Here is a 22,149-nt window from a genome sequence, read left to right as displayed (position 1 = left end):
GTGGCGGCCGATCCGGGGGGCCGGCCCGCGGTGGGGGCCGTGTCGGCTCCGGGCGTGGGGCGGGTCGCGTGCGGGCCCGGGCCGGGGGCGGCCTGGTGTCCCCACCGGTCGGTGGGTGTGGGGCAGGGCCCGTCGTGGTGGGGCCGGAGCGGCCGGCGGCCGGTCGGGTCGCCCGGTGCCGGCCGGGATGCGGGGGGCTGGTCTGCTGGGGGAGCCGCGTCGGCCCCGGGCGCGGGGGTCATCGGGGGGTTGCGAGGGTGGTGAAGGCCGCCTCGTGGGCGCGGCGGCGGTCGCGGTCGCGGGCGAAGACCTCCCGGGACACAGCGGCCAGCGCCCCGGCCGGGGCGTGCAGGTCGAGGCGGCTGGCCTCGGCGACCCGCTTCGCCCAGGCGGCGGGGACGACCGCCTCGCCGCCCAGGGCGCCCGCGATCGCCCCCGCCATGGTGGCGATGGAGTCGCAGTCCCGGCCGTAGTTGACCGCGCCGAGCACCGAGGTCTCGTAGGAGCCGTTCCCGATCAGCAGCATGCCGAGGGCGATCGGGAGTTCCTCGATGGAGTGCAGGCGCGAGGGGCGCCGGGCGCCGAGGGAGGGCGCGCGGTAGTCCGGGCCGACCGAGTCGTACGGGGCCACCGCCGCCCGCAGCGGGGCCAGCGCCGGCTCGAAGTCCCGGTGGCCGAGCGCGACGTCGCGTACCGCCGCGATGGCCGAGCGGGTGCCGTCCTTCGCCAGGGACAGGGCCGTCTCGACGACCGACGCCGCCGTCGCCCCCGGCGCGCACGCCGCCGCCACCGCCGCCGCGAAGACGCCCGCCGCCTCCCGCCCGTACGAGGACTGGTGCGCACCCGCGATGTCCAGCGCCTCCGCGTACGCCCCCGCCGGGTTGCCCGCGTTGACGATGCCGACCGGCGCCATGTACATCGCCGCACCGCAGTTGACGATGTTGCCGACGCCGGCCTCGCGCGGGTCCGCGTGCGCGTAGTGCAGCCTGGTCACGATCCACTTCTCGGCCAGGAAGATCCGCTGGAGGGGCAGGGCCTCCGCCTCCAGCTCCGGGATCCAGCGCGGGTTCGTCATCAGGTCAGGGACCAGGTGGTCGGCGATCGCGTACGCGTCCAGGTGGTCCCGTACCGCCTCATAGACCCGTACCAGCGCGTGGGTCATGAGGGTGTCGTCGGTGACGTGCCCGTCGCCCTTGTGGTACGGGGCGATGGGGCGCGCCGTGCGCCAGTCCTCGTGCCACGGGCCGACGATGCCGTGCACGCGGCCGCCGTGCCGTTCCACGATCTGGTCGGGGGACCAGCCCTCCACCGGGCCGCCGAGCGCGTCGCCGACGGCGGCCCCGATCAGGCAGCCGGCCGCCCGGTCGTCGAGGGTGAGGGGTGTGAGCGTCATGTCCGAATCATCCCTTGGGTCTTGGCTGAGGTGAGTTCCGTACGGGCGAGCAGCGCGGCGAGTTCGACGAGGTCGGTGCCGGCGAGGCGGGGGAGCGCGCAGCCGGAGAGGGTGCGGCAGGCCTCGCGCCAGGCGGCGGGGATCGAGTCGCCGCCGCCGAGGGCGCCGGTGAGGGCGCCGCACAGGGCGGGGGCGGAGTCCGCGACGCGGGAGAGGCAGGCGGCGGCCGGGACGGCCTCGGCGATCCGGCCGCGGGCGGCGGTGGCGAGGGCGAGGGCGACGGGCACGGTTTCGGCGGCGGCGATTCCGTAGCTGTAGACGTGGTCGACGATCTGGTGTTCGAGGAGGGGGACGATGGCGAAGGCGCCGGATTCGGGTTCGGCGCGGGCGAGTTTGACGGCGTGGCGGGCGTTGCGGCCGATCTCGGTGGCGGCGGGGAGCTGCGCGAGGGCGGCGTCGACGGCGGCGTCGGTGTCCGCGTCGGCGAGGGCGGTGGCGATGGCGGCGGCCATGGCGCGGGCGCCGTGGACTCCGTCGCCGTCCTGGGTGTAGCGGGCGTCGAACTCGGCGAGGTCCGCGGCCGCTCGCGGATCGCCGGGGTGGACGACGGCGAGGACGCAGGCGCGGACGCAGGCGGCGTCGTCGAAGTAGTGGGGGTTGTCGTGGCCGGTGGCGGGCGGGCGGAGGCCGGCGGCGAGGTTGCCGAGGCCGGCGCGGACGGAGATCCGGGCGCGGAGGGGGAGGACGGCCGACTCCACCTCGGGCGCGCGTTCCGCTGCCGCGGCGACTTCGGAGGCCAGGGCGTTCCAGGCGAGGTCGATGGCGGCGCGCATACGGCGGGACCGGCCGAGGTCGCTGAGCAGGACCCCGGCGGCGGTCAGCACGGACTCGGCGGCGAACGCCGCCCACTCGGCGTCGTCGGAGGGGCCGAGGCGCAGCGGCTCCGGGGGCTGGTTGAGGGCGATGGGGACGGGGAGGGTGGTGGTGGCGTTCTGCTCGGCGAAGGTGTCGAGCTCGCGGGTGAGGCGGCGGGTCCACTCCGGCATCCGGATGGCCCGGTGCCGGGCGGCGGGCCACCCGGCCGCGTCGCCTGCGGCGAGCCCGAGCAGCACCCCCTCGATCCGCCGCGCCCCGGGCGCCGCCTGGGCGGCGGCACGGGCCGCCCGGGGGGACGGGTCGTCGGGGTGGGTCATCGGGGGCCCTCGGATTCCGGGGTGAGGAGGTCCGCGATGTCCAGGACGTGGTAGCCCCGCATGGAGGGGAGGCAGCTGCCGCGGACCGGGCCGATGGCCGAGGACCAGGCCGCGGGGATCGCGGTGGCGCCGGAGAGGGCGCCGGCCAGGGCGCCCGCGACCGCGGCCGTGGTGTCCGCGTCCCGGCCCATGTTGACGGCCGTCAGTACCGACCCCGAGAAGTCGCCGCGGCAGGCGGCGAAGGCGCCGAACGCCAGTCCCACCGCCTCCGGAGCCAGGTCCGTCCACGGGTAGCCGCCGATCACCACCGCGGAGCGCACCGCCCGTTCGCCGCGCGGGGCGGCGGTGACCGCGCGGCGCAGGGAGCGGGCCGTCCACGAGTCCGAGGGGATGACGGACAGCGCGGCCGAGACCACCGACGCCGGGGAACCCCCGGCCATCGCCGCCGCGACGCCCGCCGCGACCGCCTGGCCCCCGTAGATGCCCTCCCCGTCGTGGCTGACCGAGCCGTCGATGGCGACGAGCCGCGCCGCCTCCGCCGGGCGACCGGCCGCGAAGACCCCGAAGGGGGCCGCCCGCATCGCCAGGCCGTCCGACCACGCGTGGCGGTGCTGCGCCGAGATCGGCGCCGCGAGCCCCCGCCGGAGGTTCTCCAGCGTGCCCCGTTCCGAGAAGCCCGCGCCGCGGAACGGCCCCTCGTCCAGGTCCGCGATCCAGTGGTGCCACGCCCGCTCGACATGCGAGACGGTCAGCGCCGAGCCGTGGCGGGCCAGCAGCAGGCCCGAGAAGATCGCGTACTCCGTGTCGTCCGTTCCCGCCGGATCGTCCGAGACGAAGCCCTCGATCCGGCCCCACCGGGAACGGATCTCCGACGGCTTCATGTTCTCCGCGGGGGCGCCCAGCGCGTCACCCACCGCCAGTCCCATGAGAGCGCCCCTGGCCCGTTCGAGGAGGACCTGCGGATTGCATGCAATCAGCTCCATGGCGCGCCTCTCGACTTGATGGGACTCATATTGAGCCCTTGGGGGATTTGTGCCATGACATGAGGTTTGTCGCCCGTCGCGAAACACCCCGCCCATGCCGCCGTCACCCGGTCGCCGACCCCCAAAACCCCAGGTAAGTACGGCCTACCTTGCTGGCGGGCAGCGGAAATCGTGCGTAGTTTCGAGGTGTTCAGGGGGAGCGGCGCGCCTCACGCCGCCCGTTCGCGCAAAAGGCGTACAGGGGGAGGGACCTCGCATGTCCATCATCGACACGGCAGCACCGCTGCACACCGCGCACCGCGACAACCACACCCACCGTGACGTCAACGGCGGATGGCTGCGGCCGGCTGTTTTCGGTGCCATGGACGGCCTCGTCTCCAACCTCGCCCTGATGACCGGTGTGGCCGGCGGAGCGGTGGCCCCGCAGACCATCGTCCTCACGGGGCTGGCCGGCCTCGCCGCCGGTGCCTTCTCGATGGCGGCCGGCGAGTACACCTCCGTCGCGTCGCAGCGTGAGCTGGTGCTCGCCGAACTCGACGTGGAGCGCCAGCAGTTGCGCAAGCACCCCGTCGACGAGATGGAGGAGCTGGCCGAGCTGTACGTATCGCGGGGCGTCGAGCCGGCCCTCGCCCGTGAGGTCGCGATGCAGCTGTCGCGCGACCCCGAGCGGGCGCTGGAGATCCACGCCCGCGAGGAGCTGGGGATCGACCCCGACGACCTGCCCTCGCCGCTCGTCGCCGCCGTTTCGTCCTTCGGCTCGTTCGCGCTGGGCGCGCTGCTGCCCGTACTGCCGTACCTGCTCGGCGCGACCGCCCTGTGGCCCGCGGTGCTGCTGGCGCTGGCCGGCCTCTTCGCCTGTGGCGCGGTCGTCGCCCGGGTCACCGCGCGCTCCTGGTGGTTCAGCGGACTGCGCCAGCTCGTCCTGGGTGGCGCGGCCGCTGGTGTGACGTACATCCTGGGAACCTGGATCGGTGGCGCCGTAGGCTAACCGGCGCAGGAGTGAGACACTATGCGCTAGGCAACATAAGTAATCCATTACTCGGCGGTTTCGATCGTGTGACCGCCGGGCATCACACCAGGGCCCCCCGACGGTTCGCCGGGGAGGTATCCCCTGCGGGCAATGAGGCCCGTCCAGCCTTCCTTTCGAGTCCTTCGTCCCGTTTCCGATCGTTCCGATCGCGGAAGACCGTAAAACGGCCGTGGAGGACCCATTTTCTGCCTCGCGCAGTGTCCGCATGCTGGAATGACGTATCCGCTTCTCGGGATTGCCGCCATCATGTAACCTGCACGAAATTTCGCAGAGGGCCAACGTCGTCCCTCGGCTATGCACATATGCCGCTACGACGACGGGAGAGCCGATGCGTTCCGCATCCACGCACTCCGCGACCGGCCTCAGCACCACCGCCTGGTCGCCCATGGACGGTCGCCCCGCCCACCAGGGCATGTACGACCCGCGCAACGAGCACGACGCCTGCGGCGTCGGCTTTGTGGCCAACCTCAGCGGCGAGGCCAGCCACACGCTGGTCGAGCAGGCGCTGACCGTATTGCGGAACCTTGAGCACCGCGGCGCCACCGGATCCGAGCCGGACTCGGGCGACGGCGCCGGAATCCTGTCCCAGGTGCCGGACGCCTTCCTGCGCGAGGTGGCCGGTTTCGAGCTCCCCGAGGCCGGCGCGTACGCCGTCGGCATCGCCTTCCTCCCCGCCGACGGCACCGCACAGGCCGTCGCCGTGGAGCAGATCGAGGCCATCGCCGCCGAGGAGAACCTGACGGTTCTCGGCTGGCGCGAGGTCCCCGTCACCCCGGACCTGCTCGGCAACGGCGCCCGCGCCACCATGCCGGCCTTCTCGCAGCTGTTCGTGAGCAACGGGAGCACGGGCATCGAGCTGGACCGCAAGGCCTTCGTCCTGCGCAAGCGCGCCGAGCGCGAGGCCGGTGTCTACTTCCCGTCGCTCTCCGCCCGCACCATCGTCTACAAGGGCATGCTGACCACCGGCCAGCTGGAGCCCTTCTTCCCGGACCTCTCCGACCGCCGCTTCGCCTCGACGCTCGCCCTGGTCCACTCCCGGTTCTCGACGAACACCTTCCCGTCCTGGCCGCTCGCCCACCCGTACCGCTTCGTCGCGCACAACGGCGAGATCAACACGGTCAAGGGCAACCGCAACTGGATGAAGGCCCGCGAGTCCCAGCTGGCGTCCGACGTCTTCGGAGACGGCGCGCTGGACCGGATCTTCCCGATCTGCACCCCGGACGCCTCCGACTCCGCCTCCTTCGACGAGGTCCTGGAGCTGCTCCACCTCGGTGGCCGCTCGCTCCCGCACAGCGTGCTGATGATGATCCCGGAGGCGTGGGAGAACCACACCTCCATGGACCCGGCCCGCCGCGCGTTCTACCAGTACCACTCCACGCTGATGGAGCCCTGGGACGGCCCGGCCTGCGTCACCTTCACCGACGGCACCCAGGTCGGCGCGGTCCTCGACCGCAACGGTCTGCGCCCCGGCCGCTACTGGGTCACCGACGACGGCCTCGTCGTCCTCGGCTCCGAGGTCGGCGTGCTCGACATCGACCCGGCCAAGGTCGTCCGCAAGGGCCGCCTGCAGCCCGGCAAGATGTTCCTCGTCGACACCGCCCAGAAGCGGATCATCGAAGACGACGAGATCAAGGCCGAGCTGGCCACCGCCGCCCCCTACGCCGAATGGCTGGAGACCGGCGAGATCGAGCTGACGGACCTGCCCGAGCGTGAGCACATCGTGCACACCCACGCCTCGGTCACCCGACGCCAGCAGACCTTCGGCTACACCGAGGAAGAGCTGCGCGTCATCCTCGCGCCGATGGCCCGTACCGGCGGCGAGCCGCTCGGCTCCATGGGCACGGACTCCCCGATCGCGGCCCTGTCCGAGCGCCCCCGGCTGCTCTTCGACTACTTCACGCAGCTCTTCGCGCAGGTCACCAACCCGCCGCTGGACGCCATCCGCGAGGAGCTCGTCACCTCGCTGCTGTCCTCGCTGGGCCCGGAGGGCAACCTGCTGGAGCCGACCGCCGCGTCCTGCCGCAGCGTCACCCTGCCCTTCCCGGTGATCGACAACGACGAGCTGGCCAAGCTCGTCCACGTCAACGCCGACGGCGACATGCCGGGCATGACGGCCGCCACCCTCTCGGGCCTCTACCGGGTCTCCGGCGGCGGCGACGCGCTCGCCGCCCGCATCGAGGAGATCCGCGCCGAGGCCGACGCGGCCATCGAGGCCGGCGCCCGACTGATCGTCCTGTCGGACCGTCACTCCGACGCCGAGCACGCCCCGATCCCCTCGCTGCTGCTCACCGCCGCCGTGCACCACCACCTCATCGCCACCAAGCAGCGCACCCAGGTGGGCCTGCTGGTCGAGGCCGGCGACGTCCGCGAGGTCCACCACGTCGCCCTGCTCATCGGCTACGGCGCCGCGGCCGTGAACCCGTACCTCGCCATGGAGTCCGTCGAGGACCTGCTGCGCGCCGGTACGTTCATCGAGGGCATCGAGCCCGAGCAGGCCATCCGGAACCTGATCTACGCCCTCGGCAAGGGCGTCCTGAAGGTCATGTCCAAGATGGGCATCTCCACCGTCGCCTCCTACCGCGGCGCCCAGGTCTTCGAGGCCGTCGGCCTGAACCAGGAGTTCGTCGAGACCTACTTCAACGGCACCGCCACCAAGATCGGCGGCGCCGGCCTCGACGTCATCGCCAAGGAGGTGGCCGCGCGCCACGCCAAGGCGTACCCGGCCTCCGGCATCGCGGCCACGCACCGCGCGCTGGAGATCGGCGGCGAGTACCAGTGGCGACGGGAGGGTGAGCCCCACCTGTTCGACCCGGAGACGGTCTTCCGCCTCCAGCACGCCACGCGCAACCGCCGGTACGACATCTTCAAGCAGTACACCGACCGGGTGAACGAGCAGTCCGAGCGCCTGATGACGCTCCGCGGCCTGTTCGGCTTCAAGGCCGCCGAGGACGGAGGCCGTCCCTCGATCTCCATCGACGAGGTCGAGTCGGTCACCGACATCGTCAAGCGCTTCTCCACCGGCGCCATGTCGTACGGCTCCATCTCCAAGGAGGCGCACGAGACCCTCGCCATCGCCATGAACCAGCTGGGCGGCAAGTCCAACACCGGTGAGGGCGGCGAGGACCCGGACCGCCTGTACGACCCGGCGCGGCGTTCGTCGATCAAGCAGGTCGCCTCCGGCCGCTTCGGTGTCACGAGCGAGTACCTGGTCAACGCGGACGACATCCAGATCAAGATGGCGCAGGGCGCCAAGCCCGGCGAGGGCGGCCAGCTGCCCGGCCACAAGGTCTACCCGTGGGTCGCCAAGACCCGGCACTCCACCCCGGGCGTCGGCCTGATCTCCCCGCCGCCGCACCACGACATCTACTCCATCGAGGACCTGGCTCAGCTGATCCACGACCTCAAGAACGCCAACCCGGCCGCGCGCATCCACGTGAAGCTGGTGTCGGAGGTCGGTGTCGGCACCGTCGCCGCGGGTGTCTCCAAGGCCCACGCGGACGTCGTCCTCATCTCCGGCCACGACGGCGGTACGGGCGCGTCCCCGCTCACCTCGCTCAAGCACGCGGGCGGCCCCTGGGAGCTCGGCCTCGCCGAGACCCAGCAGACCCTGCTGCTCAACGGGCTGCGCGACCGCATCGTGGTCCAGACGGACGGCCAGCTCAAGACCGGCCGCGACGTCGTCATCGCCGCGCTGCTCGGCGCCGAGGAGTTCGGTTTCGCGACCGCGCCGCTCGTCGTCTCCGGCTGCGTCATGATGCGCGTCTGCCACCTGGACACCTGCCCGGTCGGCATCGCCACCCAGAACCCGGTCCTGCGCGACCGCTTCTCCGGCAAGCCCGAATTCATCGTCAACTTCTTCGAGTTCATCGCGGAGGAGGTGCGCGAGCTCCTCGCCGAGCTGGGCTTCCGCTCGATCGAGGAGGCCGTCGGCCACGCCGAGCTGCTCGACACGACGCAGGCCGTCACGCACTGGAAGGCGCAGGGTCTCGACCTGGAGCCGCTCTTCTACGTGCCGGAGCTGCCCGGGGGCGCGGTCCGCCACGCCCTGATCGAGCAGGACCACGGTCTGGAGAAGGCCCTCGACAACGAGCTGATCGAGCTCGCGGCCGACGCGCTGAACGCCGACTCCGCCGAGGCGGCCCAGCCGGTCCGCGCCCAGCTCGCCATCCGGAACATCAACCGGACCGTCGGTACCATGCTCGGCCACCAGGTCACGAAGAAGTTCGGTGGCGCGGGCCTGCCCGACAACACCATCGACCTGACCTTCACGGGCTCGGCCGGCCAGTCCTTCGGCGCCTTCCTGCCGCGCGGCGTCACGCTGCGCCTGGAGGGCGACGCCAACGACTACGTCGGCAAGGGCCTCTCCGGCGGCCGCGTGATCGTCCGTCCCGACCGGGGCGCCGACCACCTCGCCGAGTACTCCACCATCGCCGGCAACACCATCGGCTACGGCGCCACCGGCGGCGAGATGTTCCTGCGCGGCCGCACCGGCGAGCGCTTCTGCGTCCGCAACTCGGGTGCCCTGGTCGTCTCGGAGGGCGTGGGCGACCACGGCTGCGAGTACATGACCGGCGGCCGGGCCGTCGTCCTCGGCGAGACGGGCCGCAACTTCGCGGCCGGCATGTCGGGCGGTGTCGCGTACGTCATCGACCTCGCGACGGAGAACGTCAACGTCGGCAACGTGGAGGCGATCGAGGCCCTCTCCGACGCCGACAAGCAGTGGCTGCACGATGTGGTGCGCCGCCACGAGGAGGAGACCGGCTCGACCGTGGCCGCGAAGCTCCTGGCTGACTGGTCCGTCTCGGTGGACCGCTTCAGCAAGATCATCCCGACCACGTACAAGGCAGTGCTCGCCGCCAAGGACGCCGCTGAGCTGGCCGGACTCTCGGAGTCCGAGACGACGGAGAAGATGATGGAGGCGGCGACCCATGGCTGACCCGAAGGGCTTCCTCACCACCCCGCGCGAGACCGCCTGTTCCCGTCCTGTGGCTGACCGCCTCAAGGACTGGAACGAGGTCTACGTCCCCGGCTCCCTGCTCCCGATCATCAGCAAGCAGGCCGGCCGCTGCATGGACTGCGGCATCCCGTTCTGCCACAACGGGTGCCCGCTCGGGAACCTGATCCCGGAGTGGAACGACTTCGCGTACCGCGAGGACTGGAGCGCCGCGTCCGAGCGCCTCCACGCCACGAACAACTTCCCGGAGTTCACGGGCCGCCTGTGCCCCGCCCCGTGCGAGTCGGCGTGCGTCCTCGGCATCAACCAGCCGGCCGTCACGATCAAGAACGTCGAAGTCTCGATCATCGACAAGGCGTGGGACAACGGGAACGTCACCCCGCAGCCGCCGGAGCGTCTGTCGGGCAAGACCGCCGCCGTCATTGGCTCCGGCCCGGCCGGTCTGGCAGCAGCCCAGCAGCTGACCCGGGCGGGTCACACCGTGGTGGTGTACGAGCGCGCGGACCGCATCGGCGGTCTGCTGCGCTACGGCATCCCCGAGTTCAAGATGGAGAAGGTGCACATCAACCGCCGCATCGAGCAGATGCGCGCGGAGGGCACCAAGTTCCGCACCGGCATCGAGATCGGCCGCGACCTGAGCGCGACCGACCTGCGCAAGCGGTTCGACGCGGTGGTCATCGCGGCCGGCGCGACGGTCTCCCGCGACCTGCCGGTCCCGGGCCGTGACCTGCGCGGCGTCCACTTCGCGATGGAGTACCTCCCCCTGTCCAACAAGGTCCAGGAGGGCGACTTCATGGCCCCGCCCATCACGGCGGAGGGCAAGCACGTCGTCGTCATCGGCGGCGGCGACACCGGCGCGGACTGCGTGGGCACCGCCCACCGCCAGGGCGCGGCCTCGGTCACGCAGCTGGAGATCATGCCGAAGCCCGGCGAGGACCGTAACGCCAACCAGCCCTGGCCGACCTTCCCGATGCTGTACAAGGTCACCTCGGCGCACGAGGAGGGCGGTGAGCGGGTCTACTCCGTCTCCACCACCCACTTCGAGGGCGACGAGGACGGCAACGTCAAGGCCCTGCACCTGGTCGAGGTCGAGTTCATCGACGGCAAGCTCGTCCAGAAGCCCGGCACCGAGCGCGTCCTCCCGGCGCAGTTGGTCACCCTGGCGATGGGCTTCACCGGAACCGACCAGGCCAACGGCCTGGTGGAGCAGTTCGGTCTGACGCTGGACGCGCGCGGCAACATCGAGCGCGACGCCTCCTACGCGACCAACGTGGACGGCGTCTTCGTCGCCGGCGACGCGGGCCGCGGCCAGTCGCTCATCGTCTGGGCCATCGCGGAAGGCCGCTCGGCCGCCCGCGGCGTGGACCGCTTCCTGACCGGAGCCAGCATCCTCCCGTACCCGGTCAAGCCGACGGACCGCTCCCTGACGGTCTAGCCGCCCGTCACCCCCGCCCTCCGGGGCGGGACCCCTCATACGGTCCGTACAACGGCGTACGGAAACCTGACGCAGCGCCCGCCATAGTCCCCGACCAGGGATGGCGGGCGCTGTGGCGTTCCGTAGTCGTATCAATGCGTTCCGCTGTTTCATCGGCATCGCGGGGACTACGCTTTTCGCGTCACAAAGAGCACTGCGGCAGCGGGGAGTTGTCCCATGGTCAGGCCGAAGGATCTGAGCGGAGCGCAAACGCCGGAGGAGTTCGCCCGCGAGGAGCTGCGACGGCACCGCGAGGCGGCCGGGCTGTCCCAGTCGGGACTGGGTGAGCTGATCTTCACGAGCGGGGCGTACGTCGGGCAGATGGAGTGCGGCACGCGGCGGCTGCGGCCGGAGATCGCGGAGGCGATCGACAGGGTGCTCGGCACCGGGGACTACTTCACCCGCCTGGCCAGGGCGTTCAAGTCCAAGCACGTCGAGTACTTCGCCGAAGCGGCCGAGTTGGAACGTCTGGCGACGGCCATATTCGACTACGGCCCCACGTTGGTTCCCGGGCTGCTCCAGACAGCGGACTACGCTCGCGCTGTAATTCGGGCCACCAGTCCCACCGCCCTGGCGGAGCATGTCGATACGCTGGTCGCGGCACGCGTTGAACGCGCACGGCTCCTCGGTGATCCGGAGACCCCCGAGATGTGGGTTGTCCTGCATGAGGCGGTGCTGCGGACGGCGGTCGGGGGGCCTGCTGTGATGTCCGCTCAGCTGCGGCATATCTCGTCGTGCGTCCGGGCCCATCGGATCACGGTTCAGGTGGTGCCGTTCTCCGCCGGTGCCCATGGCGTCCTGGATGCGTCTGTGAGGATCATGCAGTTCGCCGACGCACCCGATGTGGCGTACACCGAGGGGCCTCACGCAGGGCAGTTGCTCGACGATCCGGCACTGGTTCAACGCCACTGGAGGTCATACGATCTTGCAAGGGCTGCCGCACTGTCGCCGGAGGTGTCCCTGACCTTGATCGAGTCGGTGGCGGAGGAGCACGCGAAATGCGCGCAGACGTGAACGGCCTGTCCTGGCGGAAGTCCTCGTACAGCAACGGTGAGGGCGGCAACTGCGTAGAGGTGTCCGACGATCTCCCCGGCATCATCCCCGTCCGGGACACCAAGCTGGCGGGCATCGGCCCGGTCCTGGTGTTCCCGGCCGCCGCGTGGGCTCCGTTCATCCAGGCTGTGAAGAGCCGAGCCTGATCTCGTACCGCAACTGCTACCGCCCTCCCGGTCTGCCATCACGTCCGCCTTGGGGCGCCGGGCGGTGTCTCACTCCGGCGGGCTGCTGTACCGCTCCAACGTCGCCTTGCTGGTGGACCGGTCCAACCTAGCCGCCCCTGGTGAACGGGGTCTGGGGGCGAAGCCCCCCAGGAACTTTTTGTTCCCGCACCTCAGCGGAGCTGCTTAGGGCCTGTCTCGAAGTCGGGTGTGAGCTTGTGACAAGATCGCGGGATGCTGCGACTCACCGATTTCATTATCGACTGCCCGGACACGATGAAGCTGGCGGCTTTCTACTCCGAGGTGACGGGCCGTCCGATCAAGGAAGGCAGCTCCGAGGAGTGGGCTGGCATCCAGTTCGGCGAGATCGAGCTGGCATTCATCCGGGTGGACGACTACCGCGCTCCGCAGTGGCCCGACAGCGAGCACCCCAAGCAGTTCCACCTCGACTTCGAAGTGGACGAGATCGAGTCCGAGCAGCGCCGCGTCCTCGACCTCGGCGCGACGCTAAGGCAGGACTTCATCGGTCCCAACGGCTACGGCTGGCAGGTCTACACCGACCCGATCGGCCACCCCTTCTGCCTGTGCCGCAACAAGGGCGTCATCTGGACCGACCAGGGCCCGATCTGGCCCAAGCGCGACTAGTAGCCCACCAACGGCCCCGGCGGCGTCTGCCGCTTGGCCGCCTTCCGAGTGCCCCGAGCACCGCATGTGAGGGCCCCCACGTTCACGCACCATCCGCCAAGGAAGGAACAGACCCGCTCTGCCGTCCTCACGGCATGCGACGGTTGCCGTTCACGTCGGTGCGTTCCGACTCGCCCTGGGCCGGTTCACCGCGTTTCGGTCCGCCGCCTTCTCGTCGGCGAGCCGTCCGTGTACGGAGGGCGGCACGTCCGGGCCGGCTGGCTGGATGTCGAGTCGTACCTCGCCGCGGTCGGTGAACTTCACGGCGTTGGCCGGCAGGCTCCGCAGGATCCTCACTCGTGCGGGTGACTCACGAAGCCGGGCTCTCGGCGAGGAGGACCGGCTCGGCCGTGCCCGGCTGGAGTCCCTGCGTGAGCCACAGATGCTGGCCGGGGAGGTACGGGCCGTCGCGGCGACCGGACTGTGGGGCGCGTGCCTCCCGTTGGTCGGATCTCCGACCTGCCCGCCTTCCAGGGCCAGAGGGAACCCTCCAAGGCAGGGCCTGCGCGATACCGCTGTACGGACCATCTGGGGGCTCCGTGCAGTTGACGGGCCTCGCCGTCTGGTAACCATCTGCACCATGGCCCCCACCCGAACGCTGCTCAGCGGTCTCCTCGGTGCCGCCCTGCTGCTTCCCGTCCTGCCCGGCGCCCACGCCGACGATGCCCGGACCATCGACGGTCGGACCGTCGAGTACCACGGGCTGCGGCTCACCGTCCCCGACGGCTGGCGCGTCGTCGACCTCGACCGGAATCCCGACGCCTGCCTGCGCCTCGACCTGCCCACCCTCTACCTCGGGCACGCCGGCACCCAGGCCGCATGCACCGGTCGCGCCGTCCGCACCCGGGCCGACACCCTGCACCTGGAGCCGCTCGACGGCGCCCCGCCGCGCGCCGACATCCCGACCGTCGCGGTGGACGACGACCGGGGCGCGCCGCCCGCCACCCGGGGCGACAGCAACGAGGTGCGGTACGCCCTGCGCCGCTCCGGGGTGATGGCCACGCTCTCCTACGGGACCGGGCCCGAGGCCGTACGAGGGCTCCTCGCGCGCGCCCGCACCGCGGCGGCCCCGGCCCCCGGGCCGCCCCCGGCCACCGCCGTGGTCGCGGCCCTCGCCGGCCCCCGTACCGTCCAGGAGCCCTACACCGGCCAGGGCTTCGACGCCTGCGCCGCCCCCACCCAGCGCACCATGGACACCTGGCGGGAGACGTCCCCCTTCGGGGCGGTCGGCATCTACATCGGCGGCCGCGCCCGGGCGTGCGCCCAGCCGCGGCTCACGGCCGGCTGGGTCAGGCGCCAGGCCGAGGCGGGCTGGCACCTGATGCCGATCTGGGTGGGCCCGCAGCCGTGGCGCAGCTCCACCACCGGCCTGTCCACCGACCCTTCCCGGGCCGGTGAACAGGGTTCGGAGGCCGCCGACGGCGCCGCCGACGCGGCCCGCTCCCTGGGCCTGCCCGAGGACACGCTGCTCTACAACGACCTGGAGCACTACACCGACCGGGCCACCTGGGACGCCCCGGTCGTCGCCTACCTGAGCGCCTGGACCGTACGGCTGCACGAGCGCGGCTACCGCTCGGCCGCCTACGTCGCGGCGCGCTCGGGGGCCAAGGCGCTGAGCGCGCACCACCACCGGGCCCCGGAGGCCATGCCGGACGTGCTGTGGGTGGCCGCCTGGAACGGCCGGGACTCGGTCGCCGACGAGGACATGGGCCTGCCCGAGGGAACGGAGCAGTGGGCCGGCCGGCGCCGGGCGCACCAGTTCCGCGGCGACCACGACGCCACGTACGGCGATGTCACGATCAAGATCGACCGCAGCCGGGTGGACCTGGACACCCGCGGCCGCCCCGGTCACAGCACTTGACGCCCGACGAGCGGTGCCTGACCCGGCTGGCACCGGACGGGTCAGGCACCCGCCAGTACCGTCGCCACCGACTGGAACCACGCTCCGTACGAGAACGGCTCGGGCGGGTTGACCTCCATGCCGAGTTCCGCGGCGGCCAGGGCGTAGTCGCCTTCGTCCATCGGGAGGGCGATCAGTTCGTGGAGCTCTCCGACGAGGCGGGCGACGAGCTGGGGGTCGGTGGTGGCGGCGTAGTCCGCGACCGCGGCCTCGTGGTCGGGGAACTGGTCGACGATGTCCTGCGAGAACCAGCCGCCCAGCAGCTGCGCGGTCTCCGGGAACCGTGCGTGCCACTCCCAGTGGGTCTGCGGGGTCGCCGGCGGCGGCACCTCGCCGTCCTCGACGCTCCGCTTGAGGTGGTCTGCGAGCAGGAAGAGCCAGTCACCGATCGCGGACTGGGGGATCCCGACGTCGGGGACGGCGTAGAACTCGCCGAGGTCGATCCGCAGGCGTCCCGGGGGGTTGCGGCCGTACTCGCGCAGCTGGCGCTCCGCCTCCGCGATGGCCCAGGGGCGGGTGTGCCAGGTGTGGCGCAGGTAGGCGTTCAGCGCGTGGCTGCGCTTGTCCGCTGTGTCATCGGCGGGCTGGCCGAGGTAGGCGCGCAGCACCTGATCGAGCTCGCCGTAGCGCCGATCGTGCTCGAAGGGCTTCATGGACACGGTCGGGCTGCCTCTACAGGTAGAACGGGACGGTGGTCTGGACGACGAATCCGTACGGGCTGGCGGGCTCACGGCGCAGTACGACCCGGGCGGCGCGGACATCGACGGGTTCCCGCCCGGCGAGCAGCATCGCCTCCAGCTGCACCCGGCCGACGGGCTCCTCACGGGACGGCCAGGCGGCCTCGATGGTCAGGCGGGCCCGCGTTCCCTGGGCGAGCCAGCGGTGGATGACCTGCTCGTTGGCTGTCACCACCTGCTGGGTGGCCCACTGGGCGGTCTCCCGGTCGGGGTAGGTGGCGGATCGGGTCAGCATCGGATCATCCTCACTGCGCGTTGAACGACCAGAAGACGCCGACCTCGTCCGCGGACACCGCGATCAGGCCGAGATCCATCATGTAGTCGGTGAAGGGGTGGCCGCCTTCGAGGTCCCGCGCCAGGAAGTCGGGCGCGTCGCAGGTGCGCGCGAGGTCGGAGGAGGTCCAGAACGCCGCATCGGGGCCGAAGCGGTCCAGCACGGTCCGGGCGTCCGCGAGCACCCTGTCGCGGTCCTCCCGCAGCCGGACCGGGGAGCCCTCGAAGAACCACTCCTGCGCGAGTGAGGCGAGCAGCTCGACGGCAGCACCCGCCGTGATCGGGCGGACCCCGGCGCGGAGGTCCTCGGCGCGCAGCGCACGGAACGGGTAGAAGGGGTAGCCGGCCTCCCAACCCACCTCGAACGTCTGCGATTCGCGGGCGGACCAGCCCCGTGGGTCGGCGACCGACCGCTCCATGACGGCGAGGACGTCCTCGGCCCAGTCCTCGTGCAGCCGGGGACCGCTCCTGGCGAGGGTGTAGACGTCCTCTAGGAGCCGTAGCAGCGCGGCTTCCCAGGTGTTGCTGTCGAGGGGGTTCATCACGGTCCCTGGAGGTCTTTCGGTCGGGGCGAGGGCATCGACGTGTAGATGATGTAGGGCGGATCGAGGCTGGAATCGTACTTGAGGACGGTCTTGACGTATTTGACGTCGACCGCCTTCGCGTCGAGGCCGTGGTCCTTGTAACCCGTCCCGGGGATCGTGCCCGGGGACCCGTCCTGGTTGGGCGTGGGCTGCTTGGAGACGTAGCTGCCGCTGACCTCGCCGTTGGGCGTCGGGCTCTCGAAGGCCATGTTCTTGCCCTCCGGCGGGTTGGAGGCGATCCAGGCGTCGATCTCGGCCTGCTTCAGCCGGAGGTTTTGCTCGGTGAGTCGCTGCGCGTCCGCGATCGTCTTGAAGCTCGACGAACCGCCGATGCTGGGCTTGGCGCCCTCGGGCCACGTATTGGACGGGTCGGACTGGTCGCGCAGGCGCTGGGCGAGCTGCTCGTCGGTCTTGCCCACGTGCTTGTCCAGGGTGTGGCCGCCGCCGAGGTACTCGTTGGCCGCGAGGTCGAAGGCCATGTTGCCGTTCGAGCCCTGGACGGTCCACTGCTGCTCGTGCTTGAAGTCGTTGAGCGACCGGGCGCCGAAGCCGTGGGCGCGGGCGACGCCGGCCTCGAACTTCGGGGCGCTCATGTGTGCTTCGTCCAGGGGCGCTTTGAGGGCGTCCATGCGCGTGGTGAGGCCGTCGACAATGTCGGTGTACTTGTCCACGATCCGGTTGAGCTTGGCCTTGTCCAGATTCAGGACCGTGTTGACGTCGAACTTCAGCAGGAGCCCGCCGACCCCGCCGGCCCCGCTGGCCACGCTGGTGACGGCGCCGACGATGTTCTTGAGGCTGGGCTTGTCCTTGGCCTTCTCCAGGTCGTCGAGAATGCTCGTGGCGGCCTGCCTCATGGCCCGCTTGAGCTCTTCGAAGACATCGTGGTTCAGCTCGACGGCGGCCTCCGCGTACTCGCGCAGGCAGTCGCTGATCTTGATCGCCACGTCCTTGAGCACGGTCATCACCGGCTCGCTGCCCGTGGCCACCTGGGACCCGTGCGGGCCGGTGGTGTGGGCCCACTGGTAGCCGTGCCGGGACTGGCCCCAGGCCGTCCCGCCCCACAGGGCGCTGCAGAACGTCCGCATGGCGGCTTCCCAGTCCGCCCGTTGGTGGTTGGTGATCTGGCCGATGGCCATGGTCAGGTTGTCCGCCGCGGTGGTCACGACGGTCGAGGCGTTCATCCAGCTGTGGCAGTGCGAGTTGAGGTAGTGCTGCTCCGGGAAGGGGTGTACGTCCGCCACCTTGCCGACACGGAAGACGTGCTTCGCGACGGGTTGCAGGAGGTCCCGGACGATCTCCGGTATGCCCTCCATCGCGCCGCGTATCAGGTCGTCACCGCCGTCGTCGTCACCCCATTTGATGTCGGGGACGCTGCCGAACTTGGGCTCCTTGTCGATGACCGTGGGCAGGGGGCGCTGCTCCGCGGCCTGTCCGGGCTTGGGGTGGGCCGCCGCATCGGCCTTGGTGTAGGCGTTGGCGGTCTCCGTGAAGCCGACGGCGACGCCGCCGACGCTGACCACGCTCTTGCCCCACACCTCCAGCCAGCGATTGCCTATCTTCTTGTAGGCCTGCGCGAACTTCTCGGCCTCAGTGCCCGCCCCGCCGGCGTCCGGGTACTTCTGCAGCTCCTGCAGGAGCGTGTTCGCGCCGCGCATCATGCCGTCCTGCTGCCCGGCGACCCGGCCGGAGACGGTCCAGACGAGCGACGGCTTGACGTCGATGTTGCCGCTTCCGGCGGGCGGCTGCGCCGGGGTGGGGCCCGGGGTGGGGCCGGCCATCAGGCGCCGCCTCCCCAGCCCTGCAGCACGGACTTGTTCGCCGCGGCGTAGTTGAGGTGTCCCTTGACCACGACCTCGTGCAGCCACGCCTGCGCGGCCTTGAGGTCCTGGGCAGAGCGGTCCCACTTGTCCAGCTCGTCGATGAAGGCCTGCCGGGCCTCGCCGTCCCAGCTCAGAACGGCCTTCTTGGCGCGCCCGTACAGCAGGTCCAGCTTCTCGTTGAGGGCCTTGAGGATCTCCTCCAGGTCTCCCGACAAGCGCTGCAGGGTGGCGAAATCGACAGTTATCCGGTCGTCGTCCGACATGGTGGTGCTGATCCTCGCTGCTCTCAGATGTCCTGGAGTCGGCTGTGCGGGGCCGCGGCCGCCTGGTCCGGCACGGTCAACGCCTCGGCGGCCTCGGACACGTCCTCCCTGCTCTGCACGCGCTTGAACGCGGCCAGGACCTCCAGCTCCTGGGCCGTGAACCCGTCACGGGAGGCCCTGGTGGCCTTTTCGAGGAGGGAGAGGACCTGCCGGATCCGAACGGCGTCCTCGGCGGCTCCCCGGTGAAGGGAGCGGTACGCCGTGGCCGTGGGCCCCTGCCAACCTGCCGCGATGCTGTCAACCACCGCGTCCATGCGGCGGATCTGCCCGTCCAGATGACTCTGCATCTCGTCGAGATCGTCCGCGAGACCGGTGAGGCCGTCCTGAGAAACCTCAAGTCCGCCGTCCGGCATTTGTGCCCCCATTGCACTCTGCACACGCATGCTTCCTTGCGTGTTGCCGATCACCCTAACGGGTGATTCGATCGTGCTTGGTGCGCAACACGGCGGTTTCCACCTCGTGGGGCCCGGTGGGCGACGGCGGATGCGGACGTGCGCGTGTACGCCGCCCGCGCCGCCTGAGTGGGGGGGCCGGGGCCGTGAGGTGACGCCGCCTGCATGGACCCTCGCGGCGGCTCACGCCCGCCGTCCAACTGGCCCTGGCCTACCAGGTCAGCGCGGCCAGGGTGTTCGCCGTATCGACGCGGACACCTACGCCTCCCGCCGCCTCAAGGGCCCCCTCACCGAACCGTCCTGCGGAGCGGACCGGACGTCACGGCACATCCAAGCACGCGCGGACCCCAACCCGGTGAACCTATGCGGTCACAACTAGCTAGCCGGGTCCTCGCGCGGCGGCTCGTCGTCATTGCCCCGGCGGATGGTGCGCAGGCCGCGCGCCGGGGTCCACGACCGCACCACCAGGTCGTCGCCGTCGATCCCGATGCGGACGACCTCGGTCAGGTCCGCGTAGAAGAGGTGGAAGGGGTGCGGGGTATCCGTCTCCTCCGCGTACCGGTGCAGCTCGGGCGGGTCCACGACCTCCACCGCGCGCCCGGAGACGCGCACGTCCCCGTCGGGCATCGTCTCTCCCGCGCCCGGGTTGGTGTGCAGCGCGAAGCGCGGGTCGCGCTGAAGGTCTCTCGCCTTCATCGACCCCGGCATCATGCCGAGCCACAGCTCCCCGCCGCGGATCTGGACGTTCAGGCCGGCGACCCGCGGCGAGCCGTCCTTGCGGAGGGTGGCGAGGACATGGTGCGGGTACTGAGCGAAGCGGGCCTGGACCGCCGCCGCGAACTCCGGTTCCGCCTTCTCGAAAGCTGCCCAACTGATGTGTGTCATACGTCCATCAAAGCGCCTGGCGCTGACAGCCGCCGGTCAGGCGCGCACGATGCCCGCCGCGCGCGCGGCCGCCAGCCAGGCCGGGAACTCGGCGACCAGCCGGTCGTACAGCTCCCCGTCCGGCACGGTCCGGGGCTCCGGGCCCGCGTGGAAGTAGCCCGCGTTGTCGACCACCCGCTTGGCCGGTACGGGCAGTTCGTCCAGGCGGCGCAGGAAGTCGAACTGGGAGCTGCGCGTGTTGCCGAAGCCGACGAACTGCCAGAACAGCGGCAGCCGGGCCGCCTTGCAGAGGTACTTCTCCGCCGCGAGCTTGTTGATGGGGCCGCCGTCCGTCTGGAAGACGACCAGGGCCGGGTCCACGGCCCCCGAATCGAGGTAGTGGTCGATCACCGCGTCCATCGCCAGGTGGTAGGCCGTCTTCCCCATGTGGCCCAGCCGGGAGGCGATCTCGGTCACCCGGCCCACGTGGCCGGCGAGGGATACCTCCGCCACCGCGTCCACCTCGGTGGAGAAGAACACCACCGGCACCCGGCCGTCGTCGTCCAGGTGCGCGGACAGGCCCAGCACCTGGTCCGCCAGGGCCTGCACGCTGCCGTCCTCGTAGTACGGGCGCATCGACCCGGAGTAGTCCAGCACCAGGTACACCGCGGCGCGCCCGCCCTCCAGGCCGTACTTGCGGAGCGAGACCCCGGCACTCTTGTAGAGGCTCACGAGCGCCGGAGCGGTCTCTTCCACCTTGCGGAGGTCTATCGCGCTGCCCGTCATGGGGCCGAGGGTACGCCAGCCTCCGCTTGCGCCACACCGGTTCTCCAGCGCCGCGAGGTCGCGCTCCGAGGCGTAGTACCGCTCGGCCCACGGCGCATGTCCTCCACGAACTCCTCCTGCCGGGCGAGGAGTTCGTGCATCGCCTCAGGCCCCAGCAGGTGACCCAGCCACAGCCGCAGCACCGGCCCGTGCTTGACGGGCGGGGGCGACCGGGATCGGCACGCCGATGGCCGCCGAGGCGGTCGCGGGCCGGGACTGGTCGCACGTGCCGCTGGGCCGGCCGCAGGAGGTGGGGAGCTGGTGCGGTTCCAGTGCTCGGACGCGTCCGCGTACGTGACGGACGCGGAGTTCGCGGTGGACGGCGGAATGACGGCCGGATGAGGAGGCGGGGCGGCCGGATTCGAACCGGCGTGTTCCTCCTTGTCGAGGGGCGCAACGACCTCTGTGCTACGACCCCGCCGGGCTGATCATAGGCCTGTCCCGGCATGATGTGCTCATGTCGATGTTGCTCCGCAACCTCCTTCTCCTGGCAGTGGAATCCGGCGCCGCGTTCCTGCTGCGCGGCCCGGACCCCGCGCCCTGGATTCCGGTCCTGCTGGCCGTCTTCGTCGTGGGATCGGGCGTACTGCACGGCACCGAGGCCGAGTTCGTGCCGCGCTTCCTGATCGCGTTCGCGGCGGTGGGCGTCGCGTGGCTGGGCGGTACGGCCTGGGAGGCGCCGGCCTCCCTGCCGGGGGTCGGGGCGGGGGCGCTGCTGGCGGTCCAGACAGTGACCCTGGTGCGGTTCTCGCGGCGCGGCGCCTGAGGGAATTCCCTGGCCGCCGGCCCGGGAGCCGCCTAGGGTCGTGCCCCATGTCCCTCACCACTCTGTGGCGCCCGGTCGGCCCCGTCGAGCTGGACCTGGTCCGAGCGCTCGACTGGCGGGCCTGGCCGCCGCGCCTGCCCGAGCAGCCGATCTTCTACCCGGTCCTGAATGAGGACTACGCGATCCGCATCGCCCGCGACTGGAACGTCAAGCACGACGGGGCGGGCTTCGTGACGCGGTTCGAGGTGGATTCGGCGTTCCTGGAGCGATACCCGGTCCAACAGGCGGGCGGGGAGACGATCCTGGAGCTGTGGGTCCCGGCGGAGGAACTGGACGAGTTCAACGCCCACATCGTGGGCCGCATCGAGGTCACCCGCGAGTTCCACCCCTGAGGTCCCCGCGCCTCAATCGCCGGCGCGGCTGAGGTTGGCCGGCGAGGCTGGGGGTGGCCGCCGGGGCTGAGGTTGCCCGGCGGGGATGCGGATGGCCGACGGGGCTGAAGCGTGTCAGCGGGGCTCGAAAAGGTAGCGGCCACAGCCCGAGTCGGGGCGGCCGTAGCTCCAAGTGGGGGTCGGGGACGGGGGTGGGGTGGGGTGTTGGCCGGGACGTAAAACGTGATTTGTGGCGCGTAGTGCCGCCGCACGGCGAAGGATCCCGGCCAGGCGCCAAAAATCATGCAGTCCCGGACGACACCCCACCCCACCCCCCGCCCCCGGGCCCCCCCCCCCCCCCCCCCC

Annotated in this window: 19 protein-coding genes, 1 tRNA gene and 1 pseudogene; 9 read left to right on the top strand and 12 right to left on the bottom strand. The window is 71.3% G+C overall.

All coding sequences use genetic code 11. From position 1 onward, the window contains the following. Positions 1–238 precede the first annotated feature (238 nt). The 3 genes and pseudogenes from MTF65_RS28295 to MTF65_RS28285 all read right to left on the bottom strand — a co-directional run bounded on the left by MTF65_RS28295 (position 239) and on the right by MTF65_RS28285 (position 3,569). Complete coding sequence (locus tag MTF65_RS28295; RefSeq protein ID WP_243631824.1) at positions 239–1,393, bottom strand: ADP-ribosylglycohydrolase family protein; 1,155 nt, start codon at positions 1,391–1,393, stop codon at positions 239–241. Between the two features lie 38 nt (positions 1,394–1,431). Next, positions 1,432–2,586: pseudogene (locus MTF65_RS28290) on the bottom strand (ADP-ribosylglycohydrolase family protein); the annotation flags it as partial. After that, on the bottom strand, positions 2,583–3,569 hold the full coding sequence (locus tag MTF65_RS28285) for an ADP-ribosylglycohydrolase family protein (protein WP_243631822.1): 987 nt from the start codon (positions 3,567–3,569) through the stop codon (positions 2,583–2,585). The pseudogene MTF65_RS28290 and the gene MTF65_RS28285, both read right to left, overlap by 4 nt. A gap of 256 nt (positions 3,570–3,825) precedes the next feature. On the opposite strand from MTF65_RS28285, the gene MTF65_RS28280 reads away from it, so the two are divergent. The 7 genes from MTF65_RS28280 (at position 3,826) to MTF65_RS28250 (ending at position 14,789) form a co-directional block, all read left to right on the top strand. Continuing rightward, entirely contained in the window at positions 3,826–4,557 is a 732-nt protein-coding gene (locus MTF65_RS28280; protein ID WP_243631821.1) for a VIT1/CCC1 transporter family protein, read from the top strand. 427 nt (positions 4,558–4,984) lie between these two features. After that, positions 4,985–9,535, top strand: coding sequence for a glutamate synthase large subunit (gltB, locus tag MTF65_RS28275; RefSeq protein WP_243631927.1), 4,551 nt, complete (start codon positions 4,985–4,987; stop codon positions 9,533–9,535). Next, positions 9,528–10,988 (top strand): glutamate synthase subunit beta, encoded by a 1,461-nt coding sequence (locus MTF65_RS28270; RefSeq protein WP_243631820.1) that lies wholly within the window; start codon positions 9,528–9,530, stop codon positions 10,986–10,988. Before gltB ends, MTF65_RS28270 begins: the two co-directional genes overlap by 8 nt. Before the next feature lie 216 nt (positions 10,989–11,204). Then, a complete protein-coding gene (locus MTF65_RS28265; RefSeq protein WP_243631819.1) occupies positions 11,205–12,041 on the top strand; it encodes a helix-turn-helix transcriptional regulator in 837 nt (278 codons plus the stop codon). Continuing rightward, positions 12,026–12,226 (top strand): DUF397 domain-containing protein, encoded by a 201-nt coding sequence (locus tag MTF65_RS28260; RefSeq protein WP_243631818.1) that lies wholly within the window; start codon positions 12,026–12,028, stop codon positions 12,224–12,226. The genes MTF65_RS28265 and MTF65_RS28260 overlap by 16 nt, the downstream gene beginning before the upstream one ends. A 252-nt stretch (positions 12,227–12,478) precedes the next feature. After that, on the top strand, positions 12,479–12,889 hold the full coding sequence (locus MTF65_RS28255; RefSeq protein WP_243631817.1) for a VOC family protein: 411 nt from the start codon (positions 12,479–12,481) through the stop codon (positions 12,887–12,889). 619 nt (positions 12,890–13,508) lie between these two features. Next, a complete protein-coding gene (locus MTF65_RS28250) occupies positions 13,509–14,789 on the top strand; it encodes a DUF1906 domain-containing protein (RefSeq protein ID WP_243631816.1) in 1,281 nt (426 codons plus the stop codon). A gap of 41 nt (positions 14,790–14,830) precedes the next feature. On the opposite strand, the gene MTF65_RS28245 is transcribed toward MTF65_RS28250, so the two are convergent. From MTF65_RS28245 to MTF65_RS28205, 9 genes are all read right to left on the bottom strand, one after another. Further along, positions 14,831–15,487, bottom strand: coding sequence for a contact-dependent growth inhibition system immunity protein (locus MTF65_RS28245; protein ID WP_243631815.1), 657 nt, complete (start codon positions 15,485–15,487; stop codon positions 14,831–14,833). Between the two features lie 13 nt (positions 15,488–15,500). After that, positions 15,501–15,800 carry an RNase A-like domain-containing protein gene (locus MTF65_RS28240; protein ID WP_243631814.1) on the bottom strand — a complete coding sequence of 100 codons (300 nt, stop codon included), beginning with the start codon at positions 15,798–15,800 and terminating at the stop codon, positions 15,501–15,503. A gap of 10 nt (positions 15,801–15,810) precedes the next feature. Further along, complete coding sequence (locus MTF65_RS28235) at positions 15,811–16,380, bottom strand: hypothetical protein (protein ID WP_243631813.1); 570 nt, start codon at positions 16,378–16,380, stop codon at positions 15,811–15,813. Beyond that, positions 16,380–18,200: an RNase A-like domain-containing protein gene (locus MTF65_RS28230; protein ID WP_243631812.1), complete on the bottom strand. Its 1,821-nt coding sequence runs from the start codon at positions 18,198–18,200 to the stop codon at positions 16,380–16,382. Before MTF65_RS28230 ends, MTF65_RS28235 begins: the two co-directional genes overlap by 1 nt. Then, positions 18,200–18,505: a WXG100 family type VII secretion target gene (locus MTF65_RS28225; RefSeq protein ID WP_243631811.1), complete on the bottom strand. Its 306-nt coding sequence runs from the start codon at positions 18,503–18,505 to the stop codon at positions 18,200–18,202. The genes MTF65_RS28230 and MTF65_RS28225 overlap by 1 nt, the downstream gene beginning before the upstream one ends. A gap of 23 nt (positions 18,506–18,528) precedes the next feature. Further along, positions 18,529–18,948 (bottom strand): WXG100 family type VII secretion target, encoded by a 420-nt coding sequence (locus tag MTF65_RS28220; RefSeq protein ID WP_243631810.1) that lies wholly within the window; start codon positions 18,946–18,948, stop codon positions 18,529–18,531. A 384-nt stretch (positions 18,949–19,332) separates the two neighbouring features. Next, positions 19,333–19,842, bottom strand: coding sequence for a pyridoxamine 5'-phosphate oxidase family protein (locus MTF65_RS28215; RefSeq protein WP_243631809.1), 510 nt, complete (start codon positions 19,840–19,842; stop codon positions 19,333–19,335). Positions 19,843–19,878: 36 nt separating this feature from the next. Further along, positions 19,879–20,607, bottom strand: a complete 729-nt coding sequence (locus tag MTF65_RS28210) for a VWA domain-containing protein (protein ID WP_243631808.1) — start codon at positions 20,605–20,607, stop codon at positions 19,879–19,881. Between the two features lie 384 nt (positions 20,608–20,991). Next, a tRNA-Val gene (locus tag MTF65_RS28205) sits at positions 20,992–21,066 on the bottom strand. A 37-nt stretch (positions 21,067–21,103) separates the two neighbouring features. On the opposite strand from MTF65_RS28205, the gene MTF65_RS28200 reads away from it, so the two are divergent. Both MTF65_RS28200 and MTF65_RS28195 read left to right on the top strand, forming a co-directional pair. Then, complete coding sequence (locus MTF65_RS28200) at positions 21,104–21,412, top strand: hypothetical protein (protein ID WP_243631807.1); 309 nt, start codon at positions 21,104–21,106, stop codon at positions 21,410–21,412. A 47-nt stretch (positions 21,413–21,459) separates the two neighbouring features. Continuing rightward, positions 21,460–21,804 (top strand): hypothetical protein, encoded by a 345-nt coding sequence (locus tag MTF65_RS28195; protein WP_243631806.1) that lies wholly within the window; start codon positions 21,460–21,462, stop codon positions 21,802–21,804. Positions 21,805–22,149: the final 345 nt, after the last annotated feature.

Origin of the sequence: Streptomyces sp. APSN-46.1 (assembly GCF_022815725.1) — a bacterium.
Classification (GTDB): Bacteria; Actinomycetota; Actinomycetes; order Streptomycetales; family Streptomycetaceae; genus Streptomyces.
Note: the sequence above shows the minus strand (reverse complement) of the source record. Positions and strands in the feature narration are given on the sequence as shown.

Coding starts and splice junctions, on each gene's coding strand:
- MTF65_RS28250 (WP_243631816.1), top strand. CDS start 13,509: ATGGCCCCCACCCGAACGCTGCTCAGCGGTCTCCTCGGTGCCGCCCTG.
- MTF65_RS28195 (WP_243631806.1), top strand. CDS start 21,460: ATGTCCCTCACCACTCTGTGGCGCCCGGTCGGCCCCGTCGAGCTGGAC.
- MTF65_RS28225 (WP_243631811.1), bottom strand. CDS start 18,505: ATGTCGGACGACGACCGGATAACTGTCGATTTCGCCACCCTGCAGCGC.
- gltB (WP_243631927.1), top strand. CDS start 4,985: ATGGACGGTCGCCCCGCCCACCAGGGCATGTACGACCCGCGCAACGAG.
- MTF65_RS28265 (WP_243631819.1), top strand. CDS start 11,205: ATGGTCAGGCCGAAGGATCTGAGCGGAGCGCAAACGCCGGAGGAGTTC.
- MTF65_RS28210 (WP_243631808.1), bottom strand. CDS start 20,607: ATGACGGGCAGCGCGATAGACCTCCGCAAGGTGGAAGAGACCGCTCCG.
- MTF65_RS28285 (WP_243631822.1), bottom strand. CDS start 3,569: ATGGAGCTGATTGCATGCAATCCGCAGGTCCTCCTCGAACGGGCCAGG.
- MTF65_RS28220 (WP_243631810.1), bottom strand. CDS start 18,948: ATGCGTGTGCAGAGTGCAATGGGGGCACAAATGCCGGACGGCGGACTT.
- MTF65_RS28260 (WP_243631818.1), top strand. CDS start 12,026: ATGCGCGCAGACGTGAACGGCCTGTCCTGGCGGAAGTCCTCGTACAGC.
- MTF65_RS28215 (WP_243631809.1), bottom strand. CDS start 19,842: ATGACACACATCAGTTGGGCAGCTTTCGAGAAGGCGGAACCGGAGTTC.
- MTF65_RS28270 (WP_243631820.1), top strand. CDS start 9,528: ATGGCTGACCCGAAGGGCTTCCTCACCACCCCGCGCGAGACCGCCTGT.
- MTF65_RS28230 (WP_243631812.1), bottom strand. CDS start 18,200: ATGGCCGGCCCCACCCCGGGCCCCACCCCGGCGCAGCCGCCCGCCGGA.
- MTF65_RS28240 (WP_243631814.1), bottom strand. CDS start 15,800: ATGCTGACCCGATCCGCCACCTACCCCGACCGGGAGACCGCCCAGTGG.
- MTF65_RS28235 (WP_243631813.1), bottom strand. CDS start 16,380: ATGAACCCCCTCGACAGCAACACCTGGGAAGCCGCGCTGCTACGGCTC.
- MTF65_RS28295 (WP_243631824.1), bottom strand. CDS start 1,393: ATGACGCTCACACCCCTCACCCTCGACGACCGGGCGGCCGGCTGCCTG.
- MTF65_RS28255 (WP_243631817.1), top strand. CDS start 12,479: ATGCTGCGACTCACCGATTTCATTATCGACTGCCCGGACACGATGAAG.
- MTF65_RS28280 (WP_243631821.1), top strand. CDS start 3,826: ATGTCCATCATCGACACGGCAGCACCGCTGCACACCGCGCACCGCGAC.
- MTF65_RS28200 (WP_243631807.1), top strand. CDS start 21,104: ATGTCGATGTTGCTCCGCAACCTCCTTCTCCTGGCAGTGGAATCCGGC.